Annotated in this window: 25 protein-coding genes; 9 read left to right on the top strand and 16 right to left on the bottom strand. The window is 74.8% G+C overall.

What is annotated here, in order from left to right; all coding sequences use genetic code 11:
* Window positions 1-158 precede the first annotated feature (158 nt).
* Entirely contained in the window at window positions 159-515 is a 357-nt protein-coding gene (locus ACIQVT_RS17310; protein ID WP_403753555.1) for a DUF1844 domain-containing protein, read from the top strand.
* 10 nt (window positions 516-525) lie between these two features.
* Here the strand turns inward: ACIQVT_RS17310 and ACIQVT_RS17315 are convergent, their stop codons facing one another.
* The 3 genes from ACIQVT_RS17315 to ACIQVT_RS17325 all read right to left on the bottom strand — a co-directional run bounded on the left by ACIQVT_RS17315 (window position 526) and on the right by ACIQVT_RS17325 (window position 3,455).
* Window positions 526-1,257 (bottom strand): SseB family protein, encoded by a 732-nt coding sequence (locus tag ACIQVT_RS17315; RefSeq protein ID WP_403753558.1) that lies wholly within the window; start codon window positions 1,255-1,257, stop codon window positions 526-528.
* 231 nt (window positions 1,258-1,488) lie between these two features.
* The gene (gene mycP, locus ACIQVT_RS17320; RefSeq protein WP_403753561.1) at window positions 1,489-2,661 is read right to left on the bottom strand and encodes a type VII secretion-associated serine protease mycosin; all 1,173 of its coding nucleotides are present in this window, start codon (window positions 2,659-2,661) and stop codon (window positions 1,489-1,491) included.
* Window positions 2,658-3,455 carry a hypothetical protein gene (locus ACIQVT_RS17325; protein WP_403753564.1) on the bottom strand — a complete coding sequence of 266 codons (798 nt, stop codon included), beginning with the start codon at window positions 3,453-3,455 and terminating at the stop codon, window positions 2,658-2,660. Before ACIQVT_RS17325 ends, mycP begins: the two co-directional genes overlap by 4 nt.
* Before the next feature lie 990 nt (window positions 3,456-4,445).
* Here ACIQVT_RS17325 and ACIQVT_RS17330 point away from each other — a divergent pair.
* Window positions 4,446-5,648, top strand: coding sequence for an amino acid deaminase/aldolase (locus ACIQVT_RS17330; RefSeq protein ID WP_403753567.1), 1,203 nt, complete (start codon window positions 4,446-4,448; stop codon window positions 5,646-5,648).
* A 7-nt stretch (window positions 5,649-5,655) separates the two neighbouring features.
* On the opposite strand, the gene ACIQVT_RS17335 is transcribed toward ACIQVT_RS17330, so the two are convergent.
* Genes ACIQVT_RS17335 through ACIQVT_RS17350 form a run of 4 tightly spaced genes read right to left on the bottom strand, consistent with a single transcriptional unit; the run spans window position 5,656 to window position 10,489 of the window.
* Window positions 5,656-6,897, bottom strand: coding sequence for a haloacid dehalogenase-like hydrolase (locus ACIQVT_RS17335; RefSeq protein ID WP_403753570.1), 1,242 nt, complete (start codon window positions 6,895-6,897; stop codon window positions 5,656-5,658).
* A gap of 24 nt (window positions 6,898-6,921) precedes the next feature.
* Window positions 6,922-7,713: a 3-oxoacyl-ACP reductase gene (locus ACIQVT_RS17340; protein ID WP_403753573.1), complete on the bottom strand. Its 792-nt coding sequence runs from the start codon at window positions 7,711-7,713 to the stop codon at window positions 6,922-6,924.
* Window positions 7,710-9,119: an aldehyde dehydrogenase family protein gene (locus ACIQVT_RS17345; protein ID WP_403753576.1), complete on the bottom strand. Its 1,410-nt coding sequence runs from the start codon at window positions 9,117-9,119 to the stop codon at window positions 7,710-7,712. The genes ACIQVT_RS17340 and ACIQVT_RS17345 overlap by 4 nt, the downstream gene beginning before the upstream one ends.
* Window positions 9,120-9,130: 11 nt before the next feature.
* Window positions 9,131-10,489 carry a glutamine synthetase family protein gene (locus ACIQVT_RS17350; RefSeq protein WP_403753579.1) on the bottom strand — a complete coding sequence of 453 codons (1,359 nt, stop codon included), beginning with the start codon at window positions 10,487-10,489 and terminating at the stop codon, window positions 9,131-9,133.
* Between the two features lie 94 nt (window positions 10,490-10,583).
* Between ACIQVT_RS17350 and ACIQVT_RS17355 the strand changes: the two genes are divergently transcribed.
* The 3 genes from ACIQVT_RS17355 (at window position 10,584) to ACIQVT_RS17365 (ending at window position 12,988) form a co-directional block, all read left to right on the top strand.
* The gene (locus tag ACIQVT_RS17355; RefSeq protein WP_403753582.1) at window positions 10,584-11,336 is read left to right on the top strand and encodes a FadR/GntR family transcriptional regulator; all 753 of its coding nucleotides are present in this window, start codon (window positions 10,584-10,586) and stop codon (window positions 11,334-11,336) included.
* A 61-nt stretch (window positions 11,337-11,397) separates the two neighbouring features.
* Window positions 11,398-12,108, top strand: a complete 711-nt coding sequence (locus ACIQVT_RS17360; RefSeq protein ID WP_403753584.1) for a gamma-glutamyl-gamma-aminobutyrate hydrolase family protein — start codon at window positions 11,398-11,400, stop codon at window positions 12,106-12,108.
* Between the two features lie 133 nt (window positions 12,109-12,241).
* Window positions 12,242-12,988: an SDR family oxidoreductase gene (locus ACIQVT_RS17365; protein ID WP_403753587.1), complete on the top strand. Its 747-nt coding sequence runs from the start codon at window positions 12,242-12,244 to the stop codon at window positions 12,986-12,988.
* A gap of 113 nt (window positions 12,989-13,101) precedes the next feature.
* Here the strand turns inward: ACIQVT_RS17365 and ACIQVT_RS17370 are convergent, their stop codons facing one another.
* Window positions 13,102-14,025: a LysR family transcriptional regulator gene (locus ACIQVT_RS17370; RefSeq protein WP_403753590.1), complete on the bottom strand. Its 924-nt coding sequence runs from the start codon at window positions 14,023-14,025 to the stop codon at window positions 13,102-13,104.
* Window positions 14,026-14,095: 70 nt separating this feature from the next.
* On the opposite strand from ACIQVT_RS17370, the gene ACIQVT_RS17375 reads away from it, so the two are divergent.
* Entirely contained in the window at window positions 14,096-15,253 is a 1,158-nt protein-coding gene (locus tag ACIQVT_RS17375) for a TDT family transporter (RefSeq protein ID WP_403753593.1), read from the top strand.
* Here ACIQVT_RS17375 and ACIQVT_RS17380 read toward each other — a convergent pair.
* Both ACIQVT_RS17380 and ACIQVT_RS17385 read right to left on the bottom strand, forming a co-directional pair.
* Window positions 15,165-15,884 (bottom strand): helical backbone metal receptor, encoded by a 720-nt coding sequence (locus tag ACIQVT_RS17380; RefSeq protein ID WP_403753596.1) that lies wholly within the window; start codon window positions 15,882-15,884, stop codon window positions 15,165-15,167. The genes ACIQVT_RS17375 and ACIQVT_RS17380 overlap by 89 nt on opposite strands.
* 1 nt (window position 15,885) lies before the next feature.
* Window positions 15,886-16,458, bottom strand: coding sequence for a helix-turn-helix domain-containing protein (locus tag ACIQVT_RS17385; RefSeq protein WP_403753599.1), 573 nt, complete (start codon window positions 16,456-16,458; stop codon window positions 15,886-15,888).
* A gap of 349 nt (window positions 16,459-16,807) precedes the next feature.
* Between ACIQVT_RS17385 and ACIQVT_RS17390 the strand changes: the two genes are divergently transcribed.
* Both ACIQVT_RS17390 and ACIQVT_RS17395 read left to right on the top strand, forming a co-directional pair.
* Window positions 16,808-17,734 (top strand): 5'-3' exonuclease H3TH domain-containing protein, encoded by a 927-nt coding sequence (locus ACIQVT_RS17390; RefSeq protein ID WP_403753602.1) that lies wholly within the window; start codon window positions 16,808-16,810, stop codon window positions 17,732-17,734.
* Between the two features lie 116 nt (window positions 17,735-17,850).
* Window positions 17,851-18,696 (top strand): siderophore-interacting protein, encoded by an 846-nt coding sequence (locus ACIQVT_RS17395; protein ID WP_403753605.1) that lies wholly within the window; start codon window positions 17,851-17,853, stop codon window positions 18,694-18,696.
* 45 nt (window positions 18,697-18,741) lie between these two features.
* Here ACIQVT_RS17395 and ACIQVT_RS17400 read toward each other — a convergent pair whose 3' ends face one another.
* Complete coding sequence (locus tag ACIQVT_RS17400) at window positions 18,742-19,326, bottom strand: GNAT family N-acetyltransferase (RefSeq protein ID WP_403753608.1); 585 nt, start codon at window positions 19,324-19,326, stop codon at window positions 18,742-18,744.
* An 83-nt stretch (window positions 19,327-19,409) separates the two neighbouring features.
* On the opposite strand from ACIQVT_RS17400, the gene ACIQVT_RS17405 reads away from it, so the two are divergent.
* Window positions 19,410-20,360, top strand: a complete 951-nt coding sequence (locus tag ACIQVT_RS17405; RefSeq protein ID WP_403753611.1) for a pseudouridine synthase — start codon at window positions 19,410-19,412, stop codon at window positions 20,358-20,360.
* Between the two features lie 16 nt (window positions 20,361-20,376).
* Here the strand turns inward: ACIQVT_RS17405 and ACIQVT_RS17410 are convergent, their stop codons facing one another.
* The 5 genes from ACIQVT_RS17410 to ACIQVT_RS17430 are packed head-to-tail and all read right to left on the bottom strand — an operon-like array spanning window position 20,377 to window position 24,986.
* Entirely contained in the window at window positions 20,377-21,867 is a 1,491-nt protein-coding gene (locus tag ACIQVT_RS17410) for a cytochrome P450 (protein WP_403753614.1), read from the bottom strand.
* 48 nt (window positions 21,868-21,915) lie between these two features.
* Window positions 21,916-22,536 carry a GTP-binding protein gene (locus ACIQVT_RS17415; protein WP_403753617.1) on the bottom strand — a complete coding sequence of 207 codons (621 nt, stop codon included), beginning with the start codon at window positions 22,534-22,536 and terminating at the stop codon, window positions 21,916-21,918.
* The gene (locus ACIQVT_RS17420; RefSeq protein WP_403753620.1) at window positions 22,517-22,924 is read right to left on the bottom strand and encodes a DUF742 domain-containing protein; all 408 of its coding nucleotides are present in this window, start codon (window positions 22,922-22,924) and stop codon (window positions 22,517-22,519) included. Before ACIQVT_RS17420 ends, ACIQVT_RS17415 begins: the two co-directional genes overlap by 20 nt.
* Window positions 22,921-23,325, bottom strand: a complete 405-nt coding sequence (locus ACIQVT_RS17425; protein ID WP_356821672.1) for a roadblock/LC7 domain-containing protein — start codon at window positions 23,323-23,325, stop codon at window positions 22,921-22,923. The genes ACIQVT_RS17420 and ACIQVT_RS17425 overlap by 4 nt, the downstream gene beginning before the upstream one ends.
* On the bottom strand, window positions 23,322-24,986 hold the full coding sequence (locus ACIQVT_RS17430) for a sensor histidine kinase (protein WP_403753623.1): 1,665 nt from the start codon (window positions 24,984-24,986) through the stop codon (window positions 23,322-23,324). The genes ACIQVT_RS17425 and ACIQVT_RS17430 overlap by 4 nt, the downstream gene beginning before the upstream one ends.
* Between the last annotated feature and the right edge of the window lie 229 nt (window positions 24,987-25,215).

Genomic DNA, 25,215 nt, shown 5'->3' on the forward strand with positions numbered 1-25,215 from the left:
CGGAGACCCGCCGTCCCGGAGGATGGTCGGGTGGGAGATCGGAGCCTCCACTTGTGGGCCGGACATCACATGTCCGGCCGGTCGTTCACCAGACTACCAGCCCGGCCTGACGAGGGCTAATTGAGGGAGGTCCGCCGCGACCGCCTATCGTGTGGGGCATGAGTGACACCCCTCCTGACTCCCCCGACTTCGACGCCATGACCCGCGACATCGCCGAGGTCCCCGCCGTCGAGGTGATCGTGACGGTCGCCGTCAACCTGATGAGCGCCGCCGCCGTGAAGCTCGGGCTGAGCGAGGAGGGCGAGTCCTACAAGGACCTGGACGAGGCCCGCAAGCTGATCGGCGCGCTCGCCGGCCTGCTGGACGCGAGCACGACCGAGATCAGCTCCTTCCACGCGGCCCCGCTGCGCGACGGCCTGAAGTCGCTCCAGCTGGCGTTCCGCGAGGCATCGATCGTGCCGGACGAGCCGGGCCAGGGACCGGGCGAGAAGTACACCGGTCCCGTCTACGGCTAGTTCGTCCCGCTCATCCGCGTACGTACAGGGGCTCGCCCGGAGGCGTGGTCCCGACCGGCAGCAGTGCCAGGTCGAGGCCGCGCACCAGGCGGGCCCGCAGTGTCTCGTCGGCCGCCAGGCGCTCGGCGACCGCCCGGGCGGCCTCGGCGGTCGGCGCGGCCGGGTCGAGGACGAGCGCGAGGGTGCCGTCGGCCGGCCCGGGCCCGAGGTGGGCGCTGAGCACGGCGGGTTCCGCCGCGACCGCCGCGCGGACGGCCTCGACGACCGCCGGGTCGGCGAGCGGGTCGATGCTGGTGCGGCCCTCGGCGAGGGCGAGCAGCGCCGGGCCGGTCAGCTCGAACGGCACCGGACCGGCGAGGTCCAGCACGACCGTGTCGGCCTTCTCGTGCGCGGCGGCCTCCAGTGCCTGGCGCAGGGGTACGGCGACCGGGCGGGCCGCGGAGTCCCAGCGGGCCAGGGACGCGGTGGAGGTGAAGGCGGGCAGCGCGGTGCGGCCGCCGGCCTTCAGGGTGGGTACGGCCATGTCGCTGGTCTTCTCGCGGCGCAGCCCGTTCTCGTCCTCCTCCACCTCGCCGAGCACGGCGACGACGGGGACGAGCAGGCGGGCGCCCCGGAGCGCCTGGAGGACGGGCCCGAGGGCACTGCGGTCCTCGGCCCAGGCGGCGAGGGCGGCGCTCAGCCGGGGGTCGGCGGAGCCGTCGTCGTCGGAGAAGCCGGGGTCGGGGATGTTCTTGTTCGCCACGGTCACCGACCCTATCGGGGAAGGCGTGCCGGGCGGCCGGGGGGCCGGTGACACCTCGCGCACGTGTCCGCGGCGGTCGGGACCCGGTCCGACGGCAGGGCCCGCGTACGCGTGGGGCGGTTCCGCGGCGCCGAGGAACGGCCGGCTGCCACGCGTCGACGGCGCCGGCTGCCTGGTGGCGCTGGTTCCGGACGCAGGACATCGCCCCGGAGGAGGCGGCGGTGTCGGGGTTCAGCGGCGGCCGGGACGTACCCTTGCGCGGCCCCGCCACAGGACGACCCCCGCGACCAGCAGGACCCCGCCGGCCCCGCCGGCCAGCGGGCCCGCCCAGCCGGAGGCCGGGGAGGCGTCGCCGGGCGACTCGGGCCCCGGACCGAAGTACCGCTCGCCGTACGACGCCGGGCGCAGCTCCGCCGGTCTCAGACGGGCCGCCGACTCCAGGGCCGCCACCGGGTCGACCATGCCGAAACCTCGGGAGTCGTCCCGGCCGCCCACCGGGGCGTCCCGCGCGGTGTCCTCCAGGACCTTCTTCACCTGGGCCGGGGACAGGGCGGGATGGGCGGACCGGATCAGCGCCGCCACCCCGGAGACGAACGCGGACGCGGCGCTCGTCCCCCAGCCCTCGTAGTACTTGTGGTCGGGGTCGGCGATGATGACGCCGACCCCGGGCGCGCTGACCGCCGCGTACCAGCGGCGGGTGGAGAACGAGGCGCGGGTGCCGTAGCGGTCGACCGCGGTGGCCGCGATGACGCCCGGGTAGGCGGCCGGGTAGGAGACGTGGTCGCCCTTGTCACCGCCGTTGCCCGCGGACGCCACGACGACCACGTTCTTCTTCAGGGCGTACTGCACGGCCTCGTCCTCGCCGGGCTCGGGGTGCGCGGAGTTCGAGTCGTCGCCGAGGGAGAGGTTGATGACGTCGGCGCCGTGGTCGGCGGCCCAGCGGATGCCGTCGGCGAGGGCGCCGCCCCGCTCGGTGCGGGCCTTGGCGCGGGCGGGGTCGCCGTCCTCCAGGATGACCCGCACGGGCAGGATCCTCGCCTCCGGGGCGACCCCGATGACGCCGTCGCCGTCGCCGGGACCGTGGCCGTGCCCGGCGATGATGCCGGCCATGGCGGTGCCGTGCCGGGCCCAGGTGCGGTCCCCGGGTCCGGCACCGAACCCGATCATGTCCTTGGCGGGCAGGACGTTGCCGTCGAGGTCCGGGTGGTCGGCCTCGACGCCGGTGTCCAGGACGGCGACCGTGACACCCCGGCCCCGGGTGGTCTGCCAGGCCCGGTCCAGGTGGAGCGCGGACAGCGCCCACTGCCGGTCGCGGATGCCGTCGGCGTGGGCGGCGCCGGCCGGGGCGAGGGCGAGGGCGCCGGCGAGCAGCAGGCTCGACGCCGCCGCGCGGATGTGCGTCATGCGGGCTTCTCCGAGGCCGGGCGGACGGTCTCGCGCAGCCGCCGTTCGATGCGGTCGGCCAGGCCCTGGGCCTCGTTGCCGAGGCCGGCCTGGGCAGGAGCCGTGCCCGCGCCGGCGCGGACGGCGTCGGCGGCGGGCTGGGGGGCGTCGACGGTACGGCCGTCGGCCCAGCCGGAGACGGCGTAGGCGACGACGGGTGCGTCGGTGAGCACCGAGACGGTCCAGGAGGCGCGCTGGGCGTCGCCGAACGAGGCGGCGGCCGTGCCGGGAGCGGCGTAGGGCCGGGGCATCAGGTCGGTGCGCCGGTCGAGGTGCTCGGTGCGGAAGCGGGCGGCGAGCGCGGACATCGCGGCGGGGTCGGCCTCGGTGAACAGCAGGCCGACGGTGGTGACATGGCTCTGGGTGGCGTCGGTGTAGGTGGCGCGGAGCAGCCGACGGCAGCCGACGGGTGCGAGGACCCGGCGCAACAGCGGGTCGAAGGCGTGGGCGCAGCCGCTGTCGGGGGCGACGGCGATCCGGGTCCAGGTGCGGTCGGCTCCGCCGGGGCCGGCGCCGGTGCCCCGGACGGTGGGCGGGAACAGGTCGTCAACGGGCACGCTGTGCCACAGGGTCCCGGCGGTCGTGTACGCGCCGGCGGCGGCGTGGTCCCCGCCGTCCCCGGTGAGCCAGCTCCCGGTGACGGCGCCGCCGACGAGACCGAGGCCGAGCACGAGGCAGGCGGCGGCAGCGGCGGTGCGCGGCCCGCGGCGGCCGGGCGTCCGCTCGCCGAACGTCTCGGGCTCCGCGAACGTCACGACGGGACGGGCGGCAGCGGCGGCGCTCCAGGAGTGGGCGGGGTCCGGCGGGGGGCCCGCGGGGCGGGCGGGTGCCGTCGGACTCCAGGCGCCGGCACCGGGCGCGCGCCCGGCAGGACGCTCCCGCCCGGTCTCCGGGTGGCCCGGAGCGGGGGTGGCGGAGGGCCTCGGGGGTGCCGGGGGCGCGGTGGCGGGCCGGCGGGGCTCCGGGGGCAGGGAAGGGGGGGCGGCCGGGCGGAGCCGGGCGGTCGTCTCCGAGGGGGCCGTGGTCCTCGCCGGGGTCTCCCCCGCGGTGCCCGGGGTCCGCACCGGGCGGCGCTCCCCGTCCGCCGGGGCCGTCCCCTCCGGGGCCTGCCGGTCCGCCATGGTCCGGGCACCGGATCGGCTCGCCGGGGCCGCCGGGCGGGGCGGGGTGGCGCCCGCGCGGCCGGGTCCGGGATCGGTCGGCGGGGCGTCGGGGAAGCGGGCCGAGGCGGGGGGCGGCGGCGGGTTCACGGGGTCGGCTCCCCCGGGCACGGCCGGACCGGTGCGCCGGCGGGGGGCGCGGGGGGTGAAGACCGACGGTTCGTCGTCGGGGTCGGGGGGCTCGGCGGCGGGCGGGCGCGCGGCGGTGGCGCGGGCCGGTGGGTGCGGGGGCGGGAGCGGCCCGGTGCCGGCGGGCTGTCCGGGCGGGGCGGGGGGACGTCGGGGGACGGGAGCGTGCCGCGCTTCCGTGCTCATGCACCCCCCGTTTCCTCGTGCCCGGGCCGTCTGTCGTACGCGGGCCGTCGTGCCGCCCGGCCGCGCCCGGTGCGGGGCTCCCGTCGGGCACGCCTACCCGTACGGCCGGATCCGCGTCCCGGTTCAGATCGTCCGCCGGGCGCCTCGCGCCGTACCCGCGCGTCACTCTACGGGTTGCCGGGGGCCGGGACGGAACCGGTGCGCGGGCCCGCGGCATCTGCCCGGAACGTCCCCCTACCCTGCGGTAATCCTGTCTGGCAGGCTTCCGCCATGACTGCGCGCGCCGCCGACCGGGCCCGTTACGACCGGGCCACCGCCCATCTCGACGCCCCCCTCGCGATCGTGGACCTGGACGCGTTCGACGCCAACGCCGCCGACCTGGTCCGACGCGCCGGGGGCAAGCCCGTCCGGGTCGCCAGCAAGTCGGTACGCTGCCGGGCCCTGCTGGAACGGGTGCTGGCCCGGGACGGCTTCCGGGGCGTCATGTCGTTCACCCTGGCGGAGTCGCTGTGGCTGGCGCGGTCGGGGTTCGAGGACGTCCTGCTGGCCTATCCGTCGGCCGACCGTGCCGCCTACGCGGAGCTGGCCGCCGATCCGAAACTCGCCGGCCGCGTCACCGTGATGGTCGACGACCCGGCGCAGCTGGACCTGATCGACGCCGCCCGTGACGGCGGGCGTGAGGTGGTGCGCGTCTGCCTGGAGCTGGACACCTCGCTGGAGCTGCTCGGCGGCCGGGTGCGGGTGGGCGCCCGGCGCTCGCCGCTGCGCTCCCCCGCCGAACTGGCCGAGCTGGCCCGCTCGGTGGCCCGGCGGCCGGGTTTCCGGCTGGTGGGGGTCATGGCGTACGAGGGGCATGTCGCCGGGGTCGGGGACGCGGTGGCGGGACGGCCGCTGCGTTCGCGGGCGATCCGGCTGATGCAGGCCACCGCCCGGCGGGAACTGGCCGGGCGGCGGGCCGCGGTCGTGCGGGCGGTGCGGGCCGTCGTCCCGGATCTGGAGTTCGTCAACGGTGGCGGCACCGGGAGTGTGCAGCACACCGCGGCCGAGGACGCGGTGACGGAGATCGCGGCCGGCTCGGGGCTGTACGTGCCGCGCCTGTTCGACAACTACACCTCGTTCACGGGCCGTCCGGCCGCGCTCTTCGCCCAGCCGGTCGTGCGGCGCCCCGGTGTGGGTGTCGTGACCGTGCTGGGCGGCGGCTATCCGGCGTCCGGCGCCGCCGGCCGCGACCGGCTGCCGGTGCCGTACCTGCCGCGGGGGCTGGCCTACGACCCGCAGGAGGGCGCCGGCGAGGTGCAGACCCCGCTGCTCGGCTCGCCCGCCGACGACCTGCTCCTGGGCGACCGGGTGTGGTTCCGGCACGCCAAGGCCGGTGAGCTGTGCGAGCGGTTCGACGCGCTGCACCTCGTCGAGGGTGACGTGGTGACGGCGACCGTGCCGACCTACCGGGGCGAGGGACGCACGTTCCTGTGAGGGCCCGTCAGTACACCGCGTCCGGCTGGTCCGGGAGCACCGAGCCGTCCGCGCGGCGGACCGGTCCCGGCGTGCCGTCGGGCGCGGTGTACGCGGTGGTGGAGCACGGGTAGGGCGTGGACCGGGGCGGCAGCGGGGCGAGGAACATCGGGTTGACCAGCCAGCGGCCGTCCGCGTCGTCGTACGCCCGGCACATCAGCTCCGGCTTGTTGCGATTGATCACCAGGTGGGCGCCGGTGGCGTCGCCGACGAAGGTGACGTCGGTGTCGGCGTCCCCGGCGGCGAGGGCGGGCCGCCGCTCGCGGGGCTGCCGGTGCCACGCCGCGGCGCCCCGGACGCCGTACACCTCCTCGTCGAGTAGGCAGCGTTTGCCGTCGATGTAGGGGATGACCGTGCCCCGGCCGTCCGGGACGCCGCCGCAGCCCTCGGTGCGTACGGTGATCCGGCCCCGGCGGTCCAGGACCGGGCGGATGGCGAGGGTGTGCGCGGCGTCGACGCCGGCCGCGCGGGACCAGGCCTCGGTGACGGGCTCGACGCCGGCCGAGACGACGTACACCCGGAACCCGGCGCGGTGCAGGGTGGCGATCAGGTCGCGCTGCCGGTCGTAGTAGCGGACGTAGGCGGGGACCGTGTGCGTGCCGAGGGTGCGGGTCGCGCCGACGGGGGCGGCCAGCGCCTCGCGGCGGGCCGCGCGGGCGTAGGAGGCGAGGTCGGCGGGGGTGCGGCCGGCGAAGAGCGGGGAGACCCAGGCGTACCGCGGGACGGTGCGTCGGTGGTTCCAGCGGCCCGCGAAGGCGGGGGCGCCGCTCATGGTGGTGCCGTGCTCGCGGATCTCCACGATCTCGTCCGTGCAGCGGGGCCGGGACGACGTCGCAAGTAGGGCGCCGGCGCCGGTGCCGCAGGCGGAGGTCAGGGCGCGGTCGGCGGCGCCCGTCAGCCAGGGGCTGGTGTCCTTCCAGCGGGCCGGGCGCGGGAGGCGGTCGTGGCGCAGGACCCAGGAGAGGGTGGCGTCGGTGGTGTCGTTCCGGGTGACCGTGTCGTCCCAGTCGAAGGCGGCGACCGCCCCGGTGTGTCCGGAGCAGGTGCCGTAGGCGTCGACGACCCGCTGGAGGCGGGCCCGGTTGTCGCCGTACCAGTTCCCCGTCAGGCGGGGGCAGTGGGCGGGGCGGGCCGTGGGCGCGGTGGGTGCGGTGGGCGCGGCCGTCAGGACGGCGGCCGCCGTCAGGAGCCACGCGAGATGCTGTCGCATGGGCGCGGACCGTACACCGCGGTCCTAGAGGGGGGTGACGTACGCGCCGGAGATGCCGCCGTCCACCAGGAAGTCGGTGGCGTTGACGAAGGAGGAGTCGTCGCTGGCCAGGAAGGCGACGGCGGCGGCGATCTCCTCGGCCTCGGCGAACCGGCCGACCGGGATGTGCACCAGGCGGCGCGCGGCCCGCTCGGGGTCCTTGGCGAACAGCTCCCGCAGCAGCGGGGTGTTCACCGGGCCCGGGCACAGGGCGTTCACCCGGATCCCCTCGCGGGCGAACTGCACGCCCAGTTCCCGGGACATGGCGAGGACGCCGCCCTTGGAGGCCGTGTAGGAGATCTGGGAGGTGGCCGCTCCCATCCGCGCCACGAAGGACGCCGTGTTGATGATGGAGCCCCTGCCCTGGCGGCGCATGTAGGGCAGGGCGGCCTTGCAGCACAGGTAGACGGAGGTGAGGTTGACCTCCTGGACGCGCTTCCAGGCCTCCAGTCCGGTCTCCAGGATGGAGTCGTCGTCGGGCGGGGAGATGCCGGCGTTGTTGAAGGCGACGTCGACGCTGCCGTACGTGTCGTGGGCCGTCCGGAACAGCGTCTCGACCTGCTCGGGGTCGGTGACGTCGGTCCGCACGAAGAGCCCGCCGGTCGCTTCGGCGGCGGTCCGGCCGCCGGCCTCGTCCACGTCGGCGCAGACGACGTGGGCGCCCTCGGCGGCGAGGCGGCGGGCGGCGGCGAGTCCGATGCCGCTGCCGGCTCCGGTGACGACGGCGGTACGGCCGACCAGGCGACGGCAGACGGGTTCGGCGTGCTGAGCGGTCACTGTGCGGGGCCCTCCGTGCTGATGAAGACGTTCTTGGTCTCGGTGAAGGCGGTCAGGGCGTCGGGGCCGAGCTCGCGGCCGAGGCCGGACTGCTTGAAGCCGCCGAACGGGGTCCAGTAGCGGACGCTGGAGTGGGAGTTGACGGACAGGTTGCCGGCGCGGACGGCGCGGGACAGGCGCAGGGCGCGGCCGAGGTCCCGGGTCCACAGCGACCCGGAGAGCCCGTAGGCGGTGTCGTTGGCGAGGCGGACGGCGTCCTCCTCGTCGGTGAAGGGCAGCAGTACGGCGACGGGCCCGAAGATCTCCTCGCGGGCGGCCCGGCCGTCGGGCCGTTCACCGGTGAGGACGGTCGGCGGGAACCAGAAGCCGGGGCCGTCGGGGGCGGTGCCTCGCAGGGCGGGGGCGTCGTCGGGGACGTAGGAGCGTACGCGGTCCAGTTGCCGCCGGGAGATCAGCGGGCCCATCCCGGTGCCCTCGTCGGCGGGGTCGCCCACGACGACGGCGGCCAGCGCGGCGGCGAGCAGGTCGCGGGCCTCCTCGTACACCGTCTCCTGCACCAGGATGCGGGTGCGGGCGCAGCAGTCCTGGCCGGAGTTGTCCAGGAAGGAGAACGGGTCGAGGGCGGCTTCGAGATCGGCGTCGGCGAAGACGACGTTGGGGTTCTTGCCGCCGAGTTCCAGGGTGACCGGTTTGACCAGGCGGGCGCAGCGCTCCATGACCTCGCGGCCGGTGCGGGTGGATCCGGTGAACACGATCTTGGCGACGTCCGGGTGGTCCACCAGAGCACGGCCGGCGGTGCGGCCGTGGCCGGGGAGCACCTGGAGGACGTGTTCGGGCAGGCCCGCCTCCAGGGCGAGGGCGGCGAGCCGGAGCGCGGTGAGCGGGGTGGTCTCGGCGGGTTTGAGGACGACCGCATTGCCGGCCGCCAGGGCGGGGAAGGCGCCCCAGGCGGCGACCGGCATGGGGAAGTTCCAGGGGGCGATCACACCGATCACGCCCAGGGGCTCCTGGAAGGTGACGTTCCAGCCGCCGGGGACCGGGATCTGCGCACCGAGCAGGCGTTCGGCGCCGCCGGCCGCGTAGAGGAGCACGTCGCGGGCGTTGCCGGCCTCCCAGCGGGCGTTGCCTAGGGTGTGGCCGGCCTCCCGGACCTCCAGCAGGGCGAGTTCCTCGGCGTGGGTGTCGACGACGTCGGCGAACCGGCGCAGCAGCCGGGCCCGGTCGGCGGGGGCGAGCGCGGCCCACCCGGCCTGGGTGCGGACGGCCCGGGCGACGGCGGCGTCCACGTCCTCGGCCGAGGCTGCGGGGACGGTGGCGACGACCTCCTCGGTGGCGGGGTTGACGATCTCCAGCTCGTGGGGTCCCGACGGCCCGTGCGGGCCGGACGACTCGTGCGGGTCGGACACGTGAGGACCTTTCACAGGCGTTCGAAGGAGCGGCGCAGCTCCCAGTCGGTGACCGCGGTGTCGAAGGCGGCCAGCTCCACGCGGGCCATGTTGCGGTAGTGGGCGACGACCTCGTCCCCGAAGGCCGCCCGGGCGATCGGACTGTTCTCCCAGAGTTCGGCGGCCTCGCGCAGGGTGGCGGGGACGTGCGCGAAGCCGGCGTCGTAGGCGTTGCCGGCGCAGGGTTCGGGGAGTTCCAGCTCGTGCTCGATGCCGTACAGGCCCGCCGCGACCAGCCCGGCGACGGCGAGGTGGGGGTTGACGTCACCGCCGGGCAGGCGGTTCTCGAAGCGCAGGGAGCGGCCGTGGCCGACCACGCGCAGGGCGCAGGTGCGGTTGTCGTGCCCCCAGGCGACGGCGGTCGGGGCGAAGGAGCCCGGCTGGAACCGCTTGTAGGAGTTGATGTTGGGGGCGTAGAGCAGCGAGAAGTCGCGCAGGGCGGCCAGCTGTCCGGCGAGGAAGTGGCGCATCACCTCGGACATCCCGTCGGGCCCGGCCATGACGCTGTCGCCGTCGGCGTCCGCGAGCGAGAGGTGGATGTGGCAGGAGTTGCCCTCGCGCTCGTTGTACTTCGCCATGAAGGTGAGCGACACGCCCTCCTGGGCGGCGATCTCCTTGGCGCCCGTCTTGTACAGGGCGTGCTGGTCGCAGGTGACGAGGGCCTCGTCGTAGCGAAAGACGATCTCGTGCTGGCCGGGGTTGCACTCGCCCTTGGCCGACTCGACGCTGAGGCCGGCGCCGGCCATGTCGTTGCGCAGGCGGCGCAGCAGGGGTTCGACGCGGCCGGTGCCGAGGATCGAGTAGTCGACGTTGTACTGGTTGGCCGGGGTCAGGCCGCGGTACCCGGCGTCCCACGCCTGCTCGTAGCTGTCCCGGAAGACGATGAACTCGAGTTCCATGCCGGCCTGGGCGGTGTACCCCAGCTCCGCGAGCCGCTCCAGCTGGCGGCGCAGGATCTGCCGCGGGGCGACGGCGACCGGTGAGCCGTCCGCCCAGGCGAGGTCGGCGAGGAGCAGGGCGGTGCCCGGGTGCCAGGGGACGCGGCGCAGGGTGGCCGGGTCGGGGCGCAGGGCGAAGTCGCCGTAGCCCCGGTCCCAGGAGGACATGGCATACCCGTCGACGGTGTTCATCTCGGTGTCGACGGCGAGCAGGTAGGCGCAGCCCTCGGTGCCGTGGTGGAGGACCTCGTCGAGGAAGAAGCGCGCGGCGAACCGCTTGCCCTGGAGGCGCCCTTGCATGTCGGGGAAGGCCAGGACGACGGTGTCGATCTCACCGCCCGCGACGAGGGCGTGCAGTTCCTCGACGCCGAGCGGGGGTGTGCGCTTCGCCACGGGAGAGCCTCCTTCGGCGCCATCGCGCCTTGCGGGCGGGCCGGGAGCCATAAGGTATTGCGGAGAACCATTGCTTGGGAAGGGGGTGCGGCGGGTGTCGCGGGACGCGGAGGAGCAGGGGGCGCGCGCGCCCGGCGCGGGCGACCGGTTCGCCGCGGTGCTGCGGCCGGTGCGGGCGGGCAACGGCTTCGAGGAGGCGCTGGAGCAGATCCTCCAGGTCGTCCGGCTCGGCCTGGTGCCGGACGGCGGGCGGCTGCCGGCCGAGCGGGAGCTGGCCGGCCGGCTCGGCATCAGCCGGGTGACGCTGCGGGACGTGCTGAAGGTGCTCCAGGACCAGGGGCTGGTGGAGGCGCGGCGCGGGCGGTACGGCGGGACGTTCGTGCTGCCCCGCCCGGACGCGGGCGGCGAGGACGAACTGCGGCGGCGCGTCGCCGGCACCGACCTGGAGGACGTGCTGCGGTTCCGCGAGGTGCTGGAGGTGGGGGCCGCCGGACTGTGCGCGGCGCACGGGCCGGCCGGCGGGCGGGCGGCCCGGCTGCGGGCGGCGCTGGACCGCACCCGCGACGCGCCGCTGGCCGACTACCGCCGGGCGGACACGCTCCTGCACCTGACGCTGGCCGAGCTGTCCGGCTCGCCGTCGCTGGCCGCGCGGTACGCGGCGGTCCGGGCCACGGTCAACGACCTGCTGGACTGCATCCCGCTGCTGGTGCGCAACCTGGAGCACTCCCAGCGCCAGCACACCGCGCTGGTGGAGGCGGTCCTGGACGGGGACGCCGACGGGGCGCGGGAGATGATGCGGGAGCACTGCGCGGGGACGGCGGCGCTGCTGCGGGGATTCCTGGCGTGAGCCGGACACGCAATGGTGTGATGGACGACCTTTGACTTCCGGACGTTGGGGAAGGACGGGCATGACCGTACGACCGCTGATCGGTGTGAGCACGTACCTGGAGGCCGGGGCCCGCTGGGGCGTCTGGGAGCTGGAGGCGGCCCTGCTGCCCGCCGCCTACCCCCGGCTGGTGCAGCGGGCCGGGGGGCTGGCGGTGCTGCTGCCGCCGGACACCCCCGGGCGGGCGCCCGCCGCCCTCGCCCGGCTCGACGGGCTGGTGATCGCGGGCGGCCCCGACGTCGACCCGGCGCGGTACGGCGCGGAGCGCTCGGCGCGTACCGGACCGCCCGCACCGGAACGGGACGCCTGGGAGCTGGCCCTGATCGACGCGGCGCTGACGGCCGGCGTGCCGGTGCTCGGCATCTGCCGGGGCATGCAGCTGCTGAACGTCGCCCTCGGCGGCACGCTGGTCCAGCATCTCGACGGTCACACGGAGCGGGTCGGCGTGTTCGGCGGGCACCCGGTGAAGCCCGTGCCGGGGACGCTGTACGCCGGACTCGTCCCGGAGGAGCTGACCGTGCCGACGTACCACCACCAGGCGGTGGAGCGGCTGGGCACCGGGCTCGTGCCGTCGGCCTACGCGGCGGACGGCACGGTCGAGGCCGTCGAGCTGCCGGCGGAGCGGGGGTGCTGGATGCTGGGGGTGCAGTGGCATCCGGAGATGGGTGAGGACCTGCGCGTGATGCGGGGACTGGTGGGCGCGGCGTCCCGCCGAGAGAGCCGCACGCCATAGGAACCCCTATGACGTCCGCCCACATTTCTTCTTTGCCTCTCCTCGTTTCCCGGGATGCACGAACGCATCGCCGAGAACTCTGCCGAATTCCCGGCGCGGGAACGAGGAGGACGAGGAAATGGGGAGCCCGGAAATGGACGACAGGTACAGCGGCAAGAACGTGGTGATCACGGGCGGCAGCAGCGGCATCGGTCTCGCCACGGCGAAACTGCTGGCCGACGCCGGGGCACGCGTCGTGATCACCGGCCGTTCCCAGGCCACGCTCGACGCCGCGAGGGAACAGCTCGGCGAGCGGGCGCGGGCCGTCCGCGGGGATGTCGCCTCGCTGCCGGACCTGGACGCTCTGGCGGCCGACGTACGGGACGAACTGGGCACGGTGGACGCCCTGTTCGTCAACGCCGGGATCACCGGGACCACGCCGCTCGCGTCGACGACCGAGGAGATGTACGACAAGTCGTTCGACATCAACGTCAAGGGCGCCTTCTTCACCGTGCAGAAACTCGCCCCCCTGCTGAGCACGGGCGCCGGCGTGGTCCTCACCACCTCGGTGGCGAACGTCATCGGGATGCGGGACATCAGCGTCTACGCGGCGGGCAAGGCGGCATTGCGCTCGATGGCCCGCAGCTTCTCCCGTGAACTCCTTCCGCGCGGCATCCGCGTCAACGCGATCAGTCCCGGTCCCGTCGACACGGGAATCCTGGAGAGCGCCCTGGGCAAGGAGGCCGCCGACCGGTTCAAGGAGGTACAGGTCGCGGAGAATCCCATGCGGCGTATGGGAACCCCGGAGGAAGTCGCCCGGGCGGTGGCGTTCCTGGCCTTCGACGCCACCTTCAGCACGGGCACCGAACTCGTGGTGGACGGAGGCGTCACCCAGTTGTGAGGAGCCCCGGGAGGCACCGCGGAGGCCGGGACGAGGGTCACTCCCGGCGACGGGCGGGGGGTGACGTCCTCGATCCGCACGGCCTCTTCCCGCGTCTTCCCGTCAGATCCGGGTCAGGTCCGGGTCAGGGTGAGGAGGTCGCGGGCCGGGCCCGCCGGTCGGTGTCCCTTGGGCCAGACCGCCCGCAGGTCCCGGCGCAGGGAGATGTCCCGGACCGGGATGCCCACCAGCCGCCGTGTCGCCAGCTCCTCCCCCACCGCCAGTTCGCTGAGCACCGAGGGGCCCGCCCCGCTGACCGCGGACGCCTTCACCGCCGTGGTCGACGACAGCTCCATCAGCGGACGTGCCAGACCGCCCAGGGCCGTGTCCAGGACCTGACGGGTGCCCGAACCGCGCTCGCGCAGGATGAGCGGGGTGGCGGCCAGTTCCTCCCCGGTCAGCGGCCGCCTGCGACGGGCCCACGGATGGCCGGGAGCGGTCACGACGATCAGCCGGTCGTGGGCGATCACCGTCGAGTCCAGGCCCGCCGGTGTCGTCAGGCCCTCCACGAAGCCCAGGTCGGCCTCGCCCGCCAGCAGCAGTTCCGCGACCCTGGCCGAGTTCCCGGCGAGCAGGGAGACGGCCGTGTCGGGCCGCTGGGCGTGCAGCGCGAGGAGCCAGCCCGGCAGCAGGTACTCGGCGATGGTCATGCTCGCCGCGACCCTGAGCCGGGAGTCCCGGCGGTCCCGCAGCGCCCGCGCGCCCGCGTCGAAGGCCGCCGCGGCCTCCACCACCCGGCGGGCCCAGTCCGTCACCAGGGCGCCCGCGTCGGTGAGCCGCGAACCGCGCGGCGAGCGGTCGACCAGGGCCACCCCGAGCTGCCGTTCCATGGAGCGGATCCGGCTGCTGGCGGCGGGCTGCGTGATGCCCACCTCGCGCGCCGCCGCCCCCAGGCTCCCCAGCCGCGCCACGGCGAGCAGCAGCTCCAGCCCGGCCAGGTCCGGTACCCGGTGCGCCAGCGACGCGGTGCGCGCCTGCCGCCCCTCCACCTCACTCATAAGAGCAGCTTATGCCCTCATAGGGCGGGACTCTCTGGTCGGCGCCGGCCGGCGACGGCACCGTGGACGCATGGTCACCGCAGCCCAGCCCCTCCCCCTGCCCCGAGCCGCCGGGGTCCGGCACCTCGGCCCGAACTGGTACGCCTGTGTCATGGGCACCGCCGTCGTCGGCTCGGCCGGTGTCGCGCTGCCCGGCCCCGCGCACGTCCCGAACGGCGTCCTCGCGGCCTTCTGGGCGCTCTCCCTGCTCCTGCTGGTGACCCTGCTGGCCGCCCGGGCCCTGCACTGGACCCACCACCGGGACCAGGCCCGCGCCCACCTCCTCGACCCCGCGACGGCCCCCTTCTACGGCTGCCTGGCGATGGCCCTGCTGGCGGTCGGCGCCGGTGCCCTGACGGCCGGACGGGGCCTGATCGGCACGCGCGCCGCGGTCGCCCTGGACACCGTGCTGTTCACCGCCGGTACGGCGACCGCGCTCGGGGCCGCCGTGGCCGTCCCGTACCTGATGGCCGTACGGCACCGTGCCACGGCCGCCGAAGCCACCCCGGTGTGGTTGCTGCCGCTGGTCGCGCCCATGGTGTCGGCGGCGGCCGGTCCGCTGCTCGTGCCGCACCTGCCGCCCGGCGGGCCCCGCGCGACCCTGCTGCTGGGCTGCTTCGCCCTGTTCGGCATGAGCCTGCTGGCCGTCCTGCTGATGCTCCCCCTGGTCTTCGCGCGGCTGGTCACCGCCGGGCCGCCGCCGACCGCGCTCACCCCGGCCCTGTTCCTCGTCCTCGGCCCGCTCGGGCAGTCCACCACCGCCGTCGCGCTGGTCGCGGACGCCGCCCCGGGGGTCCTGCCGGCCCCGTACGCCCGTGGCCTCGCCGTCTTCGCCGTGCTGTACGGGGTGCCGGTCATGGGGTTCGCGCTGCTGTGGCTGGCGCTGTCCACCGCGCTCGTGGTGCGGGCCCGGCGTCACGGCATGCGGTTCACGCTGACGTGGTGGGCGTTCACCTTCCCGGTGGGCACCTGCGTCACCGGCGCCGCGGCGCTGGCCCGGCACACCGGTCTGGCCGGGTACGCCGTCGCGGCCGCCGGTCTGTACGCCGTCCTGGTGGCGGCCTGGGCCGCGGCGGCCCGCGGCACCGTGCGCGGCCTGCTCAGCGGCGAGCTGCTCGCAGGGCCGCGGCCAGCACCCGCGGCGCCCGCGCCAGTGACGGGCCGTACCAGGTCAGGTGCCGTCCGCTGACCAGGGCGCAGGGCAGGCCGGGGAAGGCCTCGGGGCCGTCGTCGGGGGTGAAGCGGTAGGGCTCGTCGGGCAGGACGACGAGGTCCGGGCCGGCCGCGCGCAGTTCGTCCAGCGGGAGGCGGGGATACCGCTCGGGGTGCGCGGTGTACACGTGGTCCACGCCCAGACGGGCGAGGACGTCGCCGGCGAAGGTGTCCCGGCCGAGGACCATCCAGGGGCGCCGCCAGACGGGTACGACCGCCGTCACGCGCTCCGTCGGCCGCGGCGGTGCCGCCCACGCGGCCTCCGCCTCGGCCAGCCAGGCCGGCCGGGCGGGCGCGCCGCACGCGGTGAGCACCCGGTCCAGCTCGGTGAGGGCCTGCGGCACGGTGCGCACCTCGGTGACCAGCACCTCCAGGCCCGCCGCGCGCAGGGCGGCCAGGTCGGGGGCGCGGTTCTCCTCCTCGTTGGCGATCACCAGGTCGGGGGCCAGGGAGACGATCCGGTCCACGTCCGGGTTCTTGGTGCCGCCGATCCGGACGACGTCCAGGTCCGCCGGGTGGTCGCACCAGTCCGTGGCGCCGGCCAGCACCCCGGGGAGCGTGACGGCGACCGCCTCCGTCAGCGACGGGACGAGGGAGACGGCCCGCACCCTAGCGGGACCGGTCCTGGACGGCCTCGATGTGCTCGGCGACCGCCACCACGACGACCCGGGTGTCCGGGACGGTGGCCCGCCAGCGGTGCCGCACCCCGCCGGTCAGGTAGAGGGTGTCGCCGCGGCCCAGCCGGTAGGCCCGGCCCTCGGCCTCGATCTCCACCGCGCCGTCGGCGACGTACATCAGCTCGTCGTTGCGGTGCTGGAACTCGCGGCCGGCGTCGTGATCGCCGGTGTACTCGGAGGCGTGCAGCTGGTGGTGGCCGCGCACCAGGGAGCGGGTCCTCGGGTCGAAGTCGCCCTCGGCGACCTGCTCGGCGCGGACCACGTCCACGCTGGCCGCCGGATCGGCGGCGGCGAGGAGTTCGACGGCCGTGGTGCGCAGGGCGTCGGCCAGCTTCTCCAGGGAGGTGCGGCTCGGACGGGCCCGGTCGTTCTCGACCTGGCTGAGGAAGGGCACCGACAGACCGCTGCGCTCGGCCACGACGGCGAGGGTCAGCTCCAGCACGCGGCGGCGCCGCCGGACGGCCGCGCCCACCCGCACGGGCTGCTGCTCCTTGTGGTCGCCCATCGCTCCGGCTCCCTCCCTCACTCGTCGTGCCGCTGTCCGGGTGCCCGCCGCGGGGCACACCTCTCCCGATGACTTGTCTGCACCCTACGCATGTTCGGCAAACCGTTTCACGTGCTGTCACATCCCTGACATGCCAGTGACCCCGCACCCTCACCTTTCGCGCCAGTATCGCGCGTGCCGCGACCGGCCCGGGACCCGGCCCCGGTGGTGCCGAGAACGCCGACCGGCCCGGTCGGGCGCACCGCGCGGGCCGTCGTCCGTCCCGGCGGACGATCGGCCTGATCCTTGCCGTGGCCGGTGGCGCCGTCGGAGCCGGGTCGCTGTCGGTGCCGTACGGCATGATGCGAGCGTGACCGGACGACTCATGCTCCTCGACACCGCCTCGCTGTACTTCCGCGCCTACTTCGGCGTCCCCGACTCCGTGCGGGCGCCGGACGGCACACCCGTCAACGCGGTGCGCGGACTGCTGGACTTCATCGACCGGCTGGTCCGCGACCACCGGCCGGAGCAGTTGGTGGCCTGCATGGACGCCGACTGGCGGCCGCGCTGGCGGGTCGAGCTGATCCCCTCCTACAAAGCGCACCGGGTCGCCGGGGAGCGCGCGGACGCGCCGGACGAGGAGGAGGTGCCGGACACGCTCGCCCCGCAGGTGCCGGTCATCGAGGAGGTGCTGGACGCGGTCGGGATCGCGCGCGTCGGCGTCGCCGGGTACGAGGCCGACGACGTGATCGGCACGTTCACCGCGCGCGCCGGGGAACCGGTGGACATCGTCACGGGCGACCGCGATCTGTACCAGCTGGTGGACGACGGACGCGGGATCCGGGTGCTGTACCCGCTGAAGGGCGTCGGCACGCTCCAGCTGACCGACGAGGCGGTGCTGCGGGAGAAGTATGGCGTCGACGGCCGGGGGTACGCGGACCTGGCGCTGCTGCGCGGCGACCCGAGCGACGGCCTGCCGGGCGTGGCCGGCATCGGCGAGAAGACGGCCGCCAAGCTGCTCGCCGAGTTCGGCGACCTGGCCGGGATCGTCGCGGCGGTCGACGATCCCCGGACGCGGCTCACGCCGTCGCAGCGCAGGCGGCTCACCGAGGCCCGGCCGTACCTCGCGGTCGCGCCGAAGGTGGTGCGGGTGGCCGCCGACGTGCCGCTGCCGGACGTCGACACCGCCCTGCCGCGCTCCCCGCGCGACCCGGCGGCACTGGAGGAGCTGGCGCGGCGCTGGGGTCTGGGCGGCTCCCTCCAGCGGCTGCTGACCACCCTGGCGGAGCGTCCTTGACGGGGACCTGACCGGAATATCTCGGCAAAGGGCTCCCATCGCGCCCCCGGGGACGGGGTGTTCACGGAAGGCGAGTGTTAACTTAGGCATACCTAACCAATATGCAGGAGGCCGTGATGGCAGAACGTCCCGGACGAAAGCCGCGCAAGCCCCATACCGCCCAGGTGGTACGGACCGAACGACTGACCCCGCACATGCAGCGTGTGGTGCTCGGCGGCGAGGGCCTCGCCGGTTTCCCCGCGGACACCTGCACCGACCACTACGTGAAGCTGCTGTTCGGCGCCCCCGGCGTCACCTACCCCGAGCCCTTCGACCTGGAACGGATCCGCGCCGAGTTCCCGCGCGAGCAGTGGCCGGTGACCCGGACGTACACCGTGCGCGCCTGGGACCCCGAACAGCGGGAGCTGACCCTCGACTTCGTGATCCACGGCGACGAGGGCCTGGCCGGCCCATGGGCCGCCCGCGTGCGGCCCGGCGAGAGCGTCCGCTTCATGGGTCCCGGCGGCGCCTACGCGCCCGACCCGGAGGCCGGCTGGCACCTGTTCGCCGGTGACGAGAGCGCCCTGCCCGCGATCGCCCGCGCCCTGGAGTCACTGCCCGCCGGCGCCCGTGCGCACGCCTTCGTCGAGGTGTCCGGCCCCGAGGAGGAACAGAAGATCGACACCGAGGTGCCGGTCGTCTGGCTGCACCGCGGGGACCGGCCCGTCGGCGAGGCCCTGCTGGAGGCCGTCCGCGGACTCGGCTTCCCGGAGGGCCGGCCGCAGGCGTTCGTCCACGGCGAGGCGGGGTTCGTCAAGGAGCTGCGCCGGCTGCTGCGCGTCGAACGCCAGCTCCCGCGCGAGGACCTGTCGATCTCCGGCTACTGGCGCCTCGGCCACAACGAGGACGGCTGGCAGGCCTCCAAGCGGGATTGGAACGCCCGCATCGAGGCCGAGCAGGAGGGCACGGCCACGGCGGCCTGAGCGGAGCCGGCGGACACGGGCCGGGCCGCCGAGCCGCCGGTCCCGTCAGCCGTCGCCCCGCACCCGCGCGTGCAGGTGCATGTCGTGCCAGCCGTCCGGGTGCAGGAGGGCACTGCGCTTGACGCCCTCCGGGGCGAAACCGGCCTTGACGGCCACGCGGCAGGACGCCTCGTTGGCGAGGGCGTGGGTCAGCTCCAGCCGGTGGAAGCCGATCTCCTCGAAGGCCCAGTGGGCCAGCGCGGACGTGGCACGCGCGGCGATCCCCCGGCCGCGCGCCCGCGCCACCGTCCAGTACGCGACCTCGGCGGCGCCGTCCCCGAGCAGGATCTGGCGCAGTCCGACCCGGCCCAGCAGCTCGTCCGTGGTCCCGTCCGCCACGGCCCACTGGGCGTCCCGCTCGGCCTCCCACCCCTTGCGCCACCGTGTGATCCAGTCCGCGGCCTCCTCCACCGAGGCGCAGGACCTGATGTGCCACTGGTGCATCGCCGGGTCCTGGAAGGCCTCGTGCACGGCGGGCGCGTCCTCGTCCCGCCACGGGCGCAGGACCAGGCCGTCACCGGTGGTGAGGGCGGGCTGGGGGATGCGGGCGAGAGCCCCGGGGAACAGGACGGGTTCGCTGAGGAAAGGCATGATCCCCATCCTGCCGATCCCGCGGCCGGTGGCCCAGCCGATTACCGCGACCCCCCGGTGACCGCCCCCGTACCCTTGGCCCGGTGAGACGCCGTACGCCGCCCCCGCCCGCACCGCTCCCCCAGCGCCACGGAGTGGACCCCGTACGGGTGAGGCTGCCCGTGGACGGCACCTGGGCGACCGTACGGGAACACCTGGTGGAGCGGCTCACCGGCGCCGGGCCCGGGGTCGTCGCGTCGATGTTCGACGCGGGGCTGGTGGTCGGCGCCGACGGACGGCCCGTCCCCCCGGGGGCGCCGTACCGGCCCGGGGCGTTCGTGTGGTTCCACCGCGAGCTGCCCGCCGAGGTGCCCGTGCCGTTCCCGGTGAAGGTGGTCCACCGGGACGAGCACATCGTGGTGGCCGACAAGCCGCACTTCCTGGCCACCACCCCCCGCGGCTCGCACGTCGCCGAGACCGCGCTGGCCCGGCTCCGGCGCGAGCTGGACATCCCGACGCTGACGGCGGCGCACCGCCTGGACCGGCTCACCGCGGGCCTGGTGCTGTTCACCGTGCGGCCCGGGGAACGGGGCGCCTACCAGACGCTGTTCCGCGACCGGCGGGTGCGCAAGGAGTACGAGGCGGTCGCGCCGTACGACCCCGCGCTGGCCCTGCCCCGCACCGTACGCAGCAGGATCGTCAAGGAGCGCGGGGTACCGGCCGCCCGGGAGGTGCCGGGCGACCCGAACGCCGAGACGCGGGTGGAGCTCGCCGGGCACCGGGACGGACTGGCCCGGTACCGGCTCTTCCCGGCGACCGGGCAGACCCACCAGCTGCGGGTCCACCTGAGCGCCCTGGGCGTGCCCGTCCTCGGCGACCCGCTCTACCCCGAGGTGACCGCCCCGGTGCCGGCCGGCGACTTCCGCCGGCCGCTCCAGCTGCTCGCCGCCCGGCTGGAGTTCACCGACCCGGTCACCGGCACCGAACACAGGTTCGTCACCGGACGCGCACTGGCCGCCTGGACGTCGTACGAGGCGTGGGCCGCCGGCCGCTGACCGGGGACGGCGGCCGTCACTCGCCCCGCCACCAGGCCAGCAGCCGGCGCCAGGCACCCGGCGGGCGGGACGGCTCGGCGGGCACCGGCGGCGGAACCGGGACCTGGGGCGGACGAGGGGCCACCGGCCGGGGCGCGGCGGCCGGGGCCGGGTCGCCGCCCAGGGCGCCGATCCGCCACGCGGAGCGCTGCGCGGGTACCGCCACCGGCCGGGGCGGCATCTCCACGTCCTGCTGCGGCTTCGGCTCGAACCGCACCGGCAGGGCCACCAGGTGCCGCGACGCGATGGACGACCGCCAGCGCAGCTCCTCCTCCGCGCAGTCCAGCTGGATGTCGGAGAGCCGCGTCAGCAGCGCGTCGACGCCGACGTCGGCGATGGCGCGGCCGATGTCCTGGCCCGGGCACTCGTGCGGTCCGCCGCCGAACGCCAGGTGGGACCGGTTGCCCTGCATGCCGGCGGACAGGTCGGGACGGATCCGCGGGTCGAGGTTGCCCGGCGCGGGCGCGAACAGCAGCCCGTCGCCCCTGCGGATGCGCCGGCCGCCCAGCTCGGTGTCCTGCTTGGCGTAGTAACCGAAGACGGTGCTGAACGGCGGTTCGTCCCACAGCGACTGCTCGATCGCCTCCGGCACGGTCATCTGGCCGCCGTTGAGCTGGGCGCGGAAGCCCGGCTCGGTCAGGACCATGCGCAGCGCGTTGGCGAGGAGGTTGGCGGTGGCCTCGTAGGCCGCGAAGAGGACGAGCCGCAGGTGTTCGCGGACCTCGTCGTCGGTGAGCCCGGCCGGGTGGCCGATGAGGTGGGTGGTGAAGTCGTCCTCGGGCCGGGCGCGGCGCCGGGCGGTGAGCCGGCCGAGGGCGTCCATCACGTACCGGTGGCTCCGGATGGCGGTCTCGGTGCCCTTGAGGGCGTCCCGCGCGGCGTGCACCATCCGGTCGTCGTACTCCTCGGGCATGCCGAGGACCTCGCACATCACGGCCATCGGCAGGTGCTCGGCGAACTGGGTGACCAGATCGGCCCGGCCCCGCTCGCAGAAGCCGTTGACCAGGGCCTGGGTGTGGCGCCCGATGTGGCGGCGGACGCTGCGGTGGTCGATGGTGGCCATGGCCGCGGTGACCGCCGCGCGCAGCCGCTGGTGCTCGTCCCCCTCGGCGTGCGAGCAGATGGGCTGCCAGGCGATGTGCGGCATGAGGGGGTGGTCGGGCTTGACCGTGCCGTCCAGCAGCGGGGTCCAGATGCGGCTGTCCCGGGTGAACTGCGAGGGGCTGCGCACCAGCTGGAGGTTCTCGGCGTGCCCCAGCACCACCCACATGGGTACGTCGTCGGGCAGCAGCACGGGGGCCACGGCGCCGTGCTGCTCGCGCAGGCGCTCGTAGAGGCCGTCCAGGTCCTCGGCGTCGGGGCCGTACAGCCGGTGCAGCCCCCCGGGGCCGAGGCCGTGCGCCGGGCAGCCCGGCGGTGGGCCGGACGCGGGGTCTGTGCCGGTCGGTGATGGGGTTTCAGACGTCACGGTGTCGCTCCGGAACGGATGGTGGCGGGGGGATCGGTCGGTGGCGGGTCAGGTGCGGGCGCCGGAGAGGGCGAGGGAGTGCAGGAAACGCATGAGGGTCATCAGCACGTCCCGGCTGGAGGCCCGGCGGCGCACGTCGCAGTCGACGATCGGGACCGCCGGCGGCAGGTCCAGCGCGGCGCGCAGGTCCTCGACCGGGTGACGGGGGGCGTCCGGGAAGGAGTTGACGGCGACGACGAAGGGCACGCCGCGCTCCTCCAGCCGGCCCATCACGTCGAAACTGACCTCCAGGCGCCGGGTGTCGACCAGGACGACCGCGCCGAGGGCGCCTTCGAACAGGCCGTTCCACAGGAACCAGAAACGCTCCTGGCCGGGGGTGCCGAACAGGTAGAGCACCAGTTGCTCGGTGATGCTGATCCGGCCGAAGTCCATGGCGACGGTGGTGGCCGTCTTGGAGTCGGAGCCGTAGTCGTCGTCCACGCCGATACCGGCCTGGGTCATGGTCTCCTCGGTGGTCAGCGGCCTGATCTCGCTGACCGAGCCGACCATGGTGGTCTTGCCGACACCGAAGCCGCCCACGATCACGATCTTCACCGCGGCCTGGGCCGTGAGCGGCAGCTGGTCCTCGGTGCGCGGGCCGGGGATCGTGTCAGAGCCGTTGGAGTCCATGCATCACCGCTTCGAGGAGTGAACGGTCGGGTACCGACCGGCGGACGAGGGGGGCGCGCGCCTGCACCAGCTCCGCCCCGATCAGCTCCGTGATCAGCACGGTCATCGCGCTGAACGGCAGCTGGAGATAGGCGGAGAGTTCGGCCACCGACAGCGGTGCGGCGCACAGCCGGAGCACGGCCGCCTGCTCCGGCGAGGCGGACGGCTGCGGCGAGGAGCGCGCCACGATCAGCGTCACCAGGTCGAGTTCGGCGCGGGCGCCGTCGGCGGACCCCGCGACGGTGTACAGCCGCTCGGGGTTCCGGCGCGTCTCCTTACCGCCGGCCGGCGGAGCCGGTGGGGGCGCCTCCGGCTGCGGCCGGCGCCGTTTGCGTCGTGGAGGGGTCATACGGCCTGTCCGTTGCGCCGGGGTGGACTGGTCAGGTGCGCCCCGATCCGGACGACGAGGTCGCGCATCATGCCGCTCATCCGCCCCGGTTCGCAGGTCACGTCGGCGAGCACGGCGAGGTAGGCGTTGGCGCCCGCGTTCATCAGGTAGAAATAGCCGCCGTCGATCTCGAAGACGACGACCTTCATGTCACCGGCGCCCGGGATCTCCTGGATGATGGCACCGGCCAGGCTCTGGACGCCCGCGCAGGCGGCGGCCACCCGGTCGGCGGCGTCGGGGTCGCCGCCGTAGCGGGCGATGCGCAGCCCGTCGGCGGAGAGGACCACGATCATCTCGATGCCCGGCACACCGTCGTTCAGCTGCTTGAGCATCCAGTCCAGGTTCGCTCGCTGCTGGATCACTTGAGGGTCCCCTCGTCGTCGGCCTCGGTGGCGCCCTCGGCGGGATCGGCCGGATCGTTGAGCAGATGCAGGTACTTGGTCGGGTGGAGCGTGAAGTCGGTCAGTTCCGAGGCGGTGGCGTCCGCCGGCATGCCCTTGCGCAGACCGTCCCAGAACGCCTCCATCCACATGCCCGGCGGCCGGTCCATGAGCTTCTTGCGCTCGGGGTCGATCTCCGGCTCGGGTTCCGGCCTGCTCTGGGACCAGATGGTCGGCCTGCCCTCGCGCTCGGCGCGGTCGGCGGCGGCCTGCTCCGCGAACCGCTGGCCGATCGGGGTCTTCATCCGGCTGCGGCGCTGCGGCAGACCGCCCGCGGTCCACTCGGTGACCTCGGGGACGTCGTCCTCCATGGAGATGCCCGCGGGGATCTTGGGGCTGGTCGGGCGGCGCTTCTTGGGCGGCCGCTTGGGGCCCTCGACCGCGCCGAGTTCGGGCTTGGGGATGCCGGTCGCGCCGATGCCGTGCGCGGCGCCGACGCCGGGCTCGGTGGTCGTCATCACCCGCGGCACGATGAGGATCGCGCGGACACCGCCGTAGGCGGAGGAGCGCAGCGAGACGTCCATGTCGAACTGCTTGCACAGGCGGCCCACGACTGCGAGGCCGAGGCGCGGGTTCTCGCCGAGGTTGTCCGCGTCGTCGTTGTTCTTCGCGTCCTCGATCGCCTGCTCGATCCGGGCGCGGGACTCCTCGCTGAGGCTGACGCCCGCGTCCTCGATCTCGATGACGACACCGGACTGCACCTCGGTGGCGGTGACGTGCACCTTGGTCGAGGGCGGCGAGTAACGGGTGGCGTTGTCGAGGAGTTCGGCGGCGGCGTGCAGGACCGGCTCCACCGCGGTGCCCTTGATGTTGATGGTGACGATGGAGCTGAGTTCGATCCGGCGGTACTCCAGGATGCGGGACATGGCGCCGCGCAGCACGCTGTAGAGGGAGACCGGCAGGGGCCACTGACGGCCCGGCCGGCCGCCGCCGAGGACCGAGATGGTGTCGGCGAGCCGGCCGATCAGCGAGGTGCCGTGGTCGATGCGCAGCAGGTCGTCGAAGACCTCGGGATTGCGGCCGTGGTCCTCCTCCATCTCCCTCAGTTCCTTGGCCTGCTGATGGACGATGGCCTGGACGCGGCGGGCGATGCTCACGAAGGAGCGTTCCGTGGCGTCGCGCATCGAGATCTCGTGGTCGGCGCCGCGCCAGGCGACGCGCGCCAGTTCGCGGTAGCTCTCGGGCAGGCCGCGCAGCCCGGGGTCCGCGTCGTAGATGTTGGTCAGGGTGTCGCGGAGCGCCTCGCCGCGGCGCAACCGGTAGAAACCGGTGGGCAGGATGTCGGTGATGAGGCGGTCCACGACCGCGTCGTGGGCGGCGATCCGCTGCTCCAGGTACGCGGCGTGACGGGCGTGTTCGGCCTGCGCTCGGCGCAGGCGGCGGCCGCGGCGGACCGCCTCCCCGGCCGCGCCGAGGACCAGCAGCACGGCCAGCGTTCCGCACACGCCGACGGCGAGCCGGGCCGTGGGCGGTACCAGGGCGACGGCGGCCCCGGCCGCGGCGGCCATCGCTATGGCCGGCGCCAGCAGCACGCGGGCACAGGGACGTTCACGGCCGCCGGGAGGCTTCTGAACACTCACCATGGATGCCTTCCGAGATGAGTCGGCTGGGTGTCGGGTGGACTTGCGGGGGGAAGGTACACGGACGATCGGAATCTGATTCGCATAAAGGGAACAGGCGCACGAATCACCTCAACCCGGTGCGCCTCGGGCGAGCTTAGTCCGACCGGATCATCGCCGCGTCCCCTTCGGCAAGCATCTGAAATCGCCGCTGTGACAGGAGTACGCTCAGAGCCATTTACACACTGTGCAG

This window comes from Streptomyces sp. NPDC100445 (assembly GCF_044759735.1).
Lineage (GTDB): Bacteria > Actinomycetota > Actinomycetes > Streptomycetales > Streptomycetaceae > Streptomyces.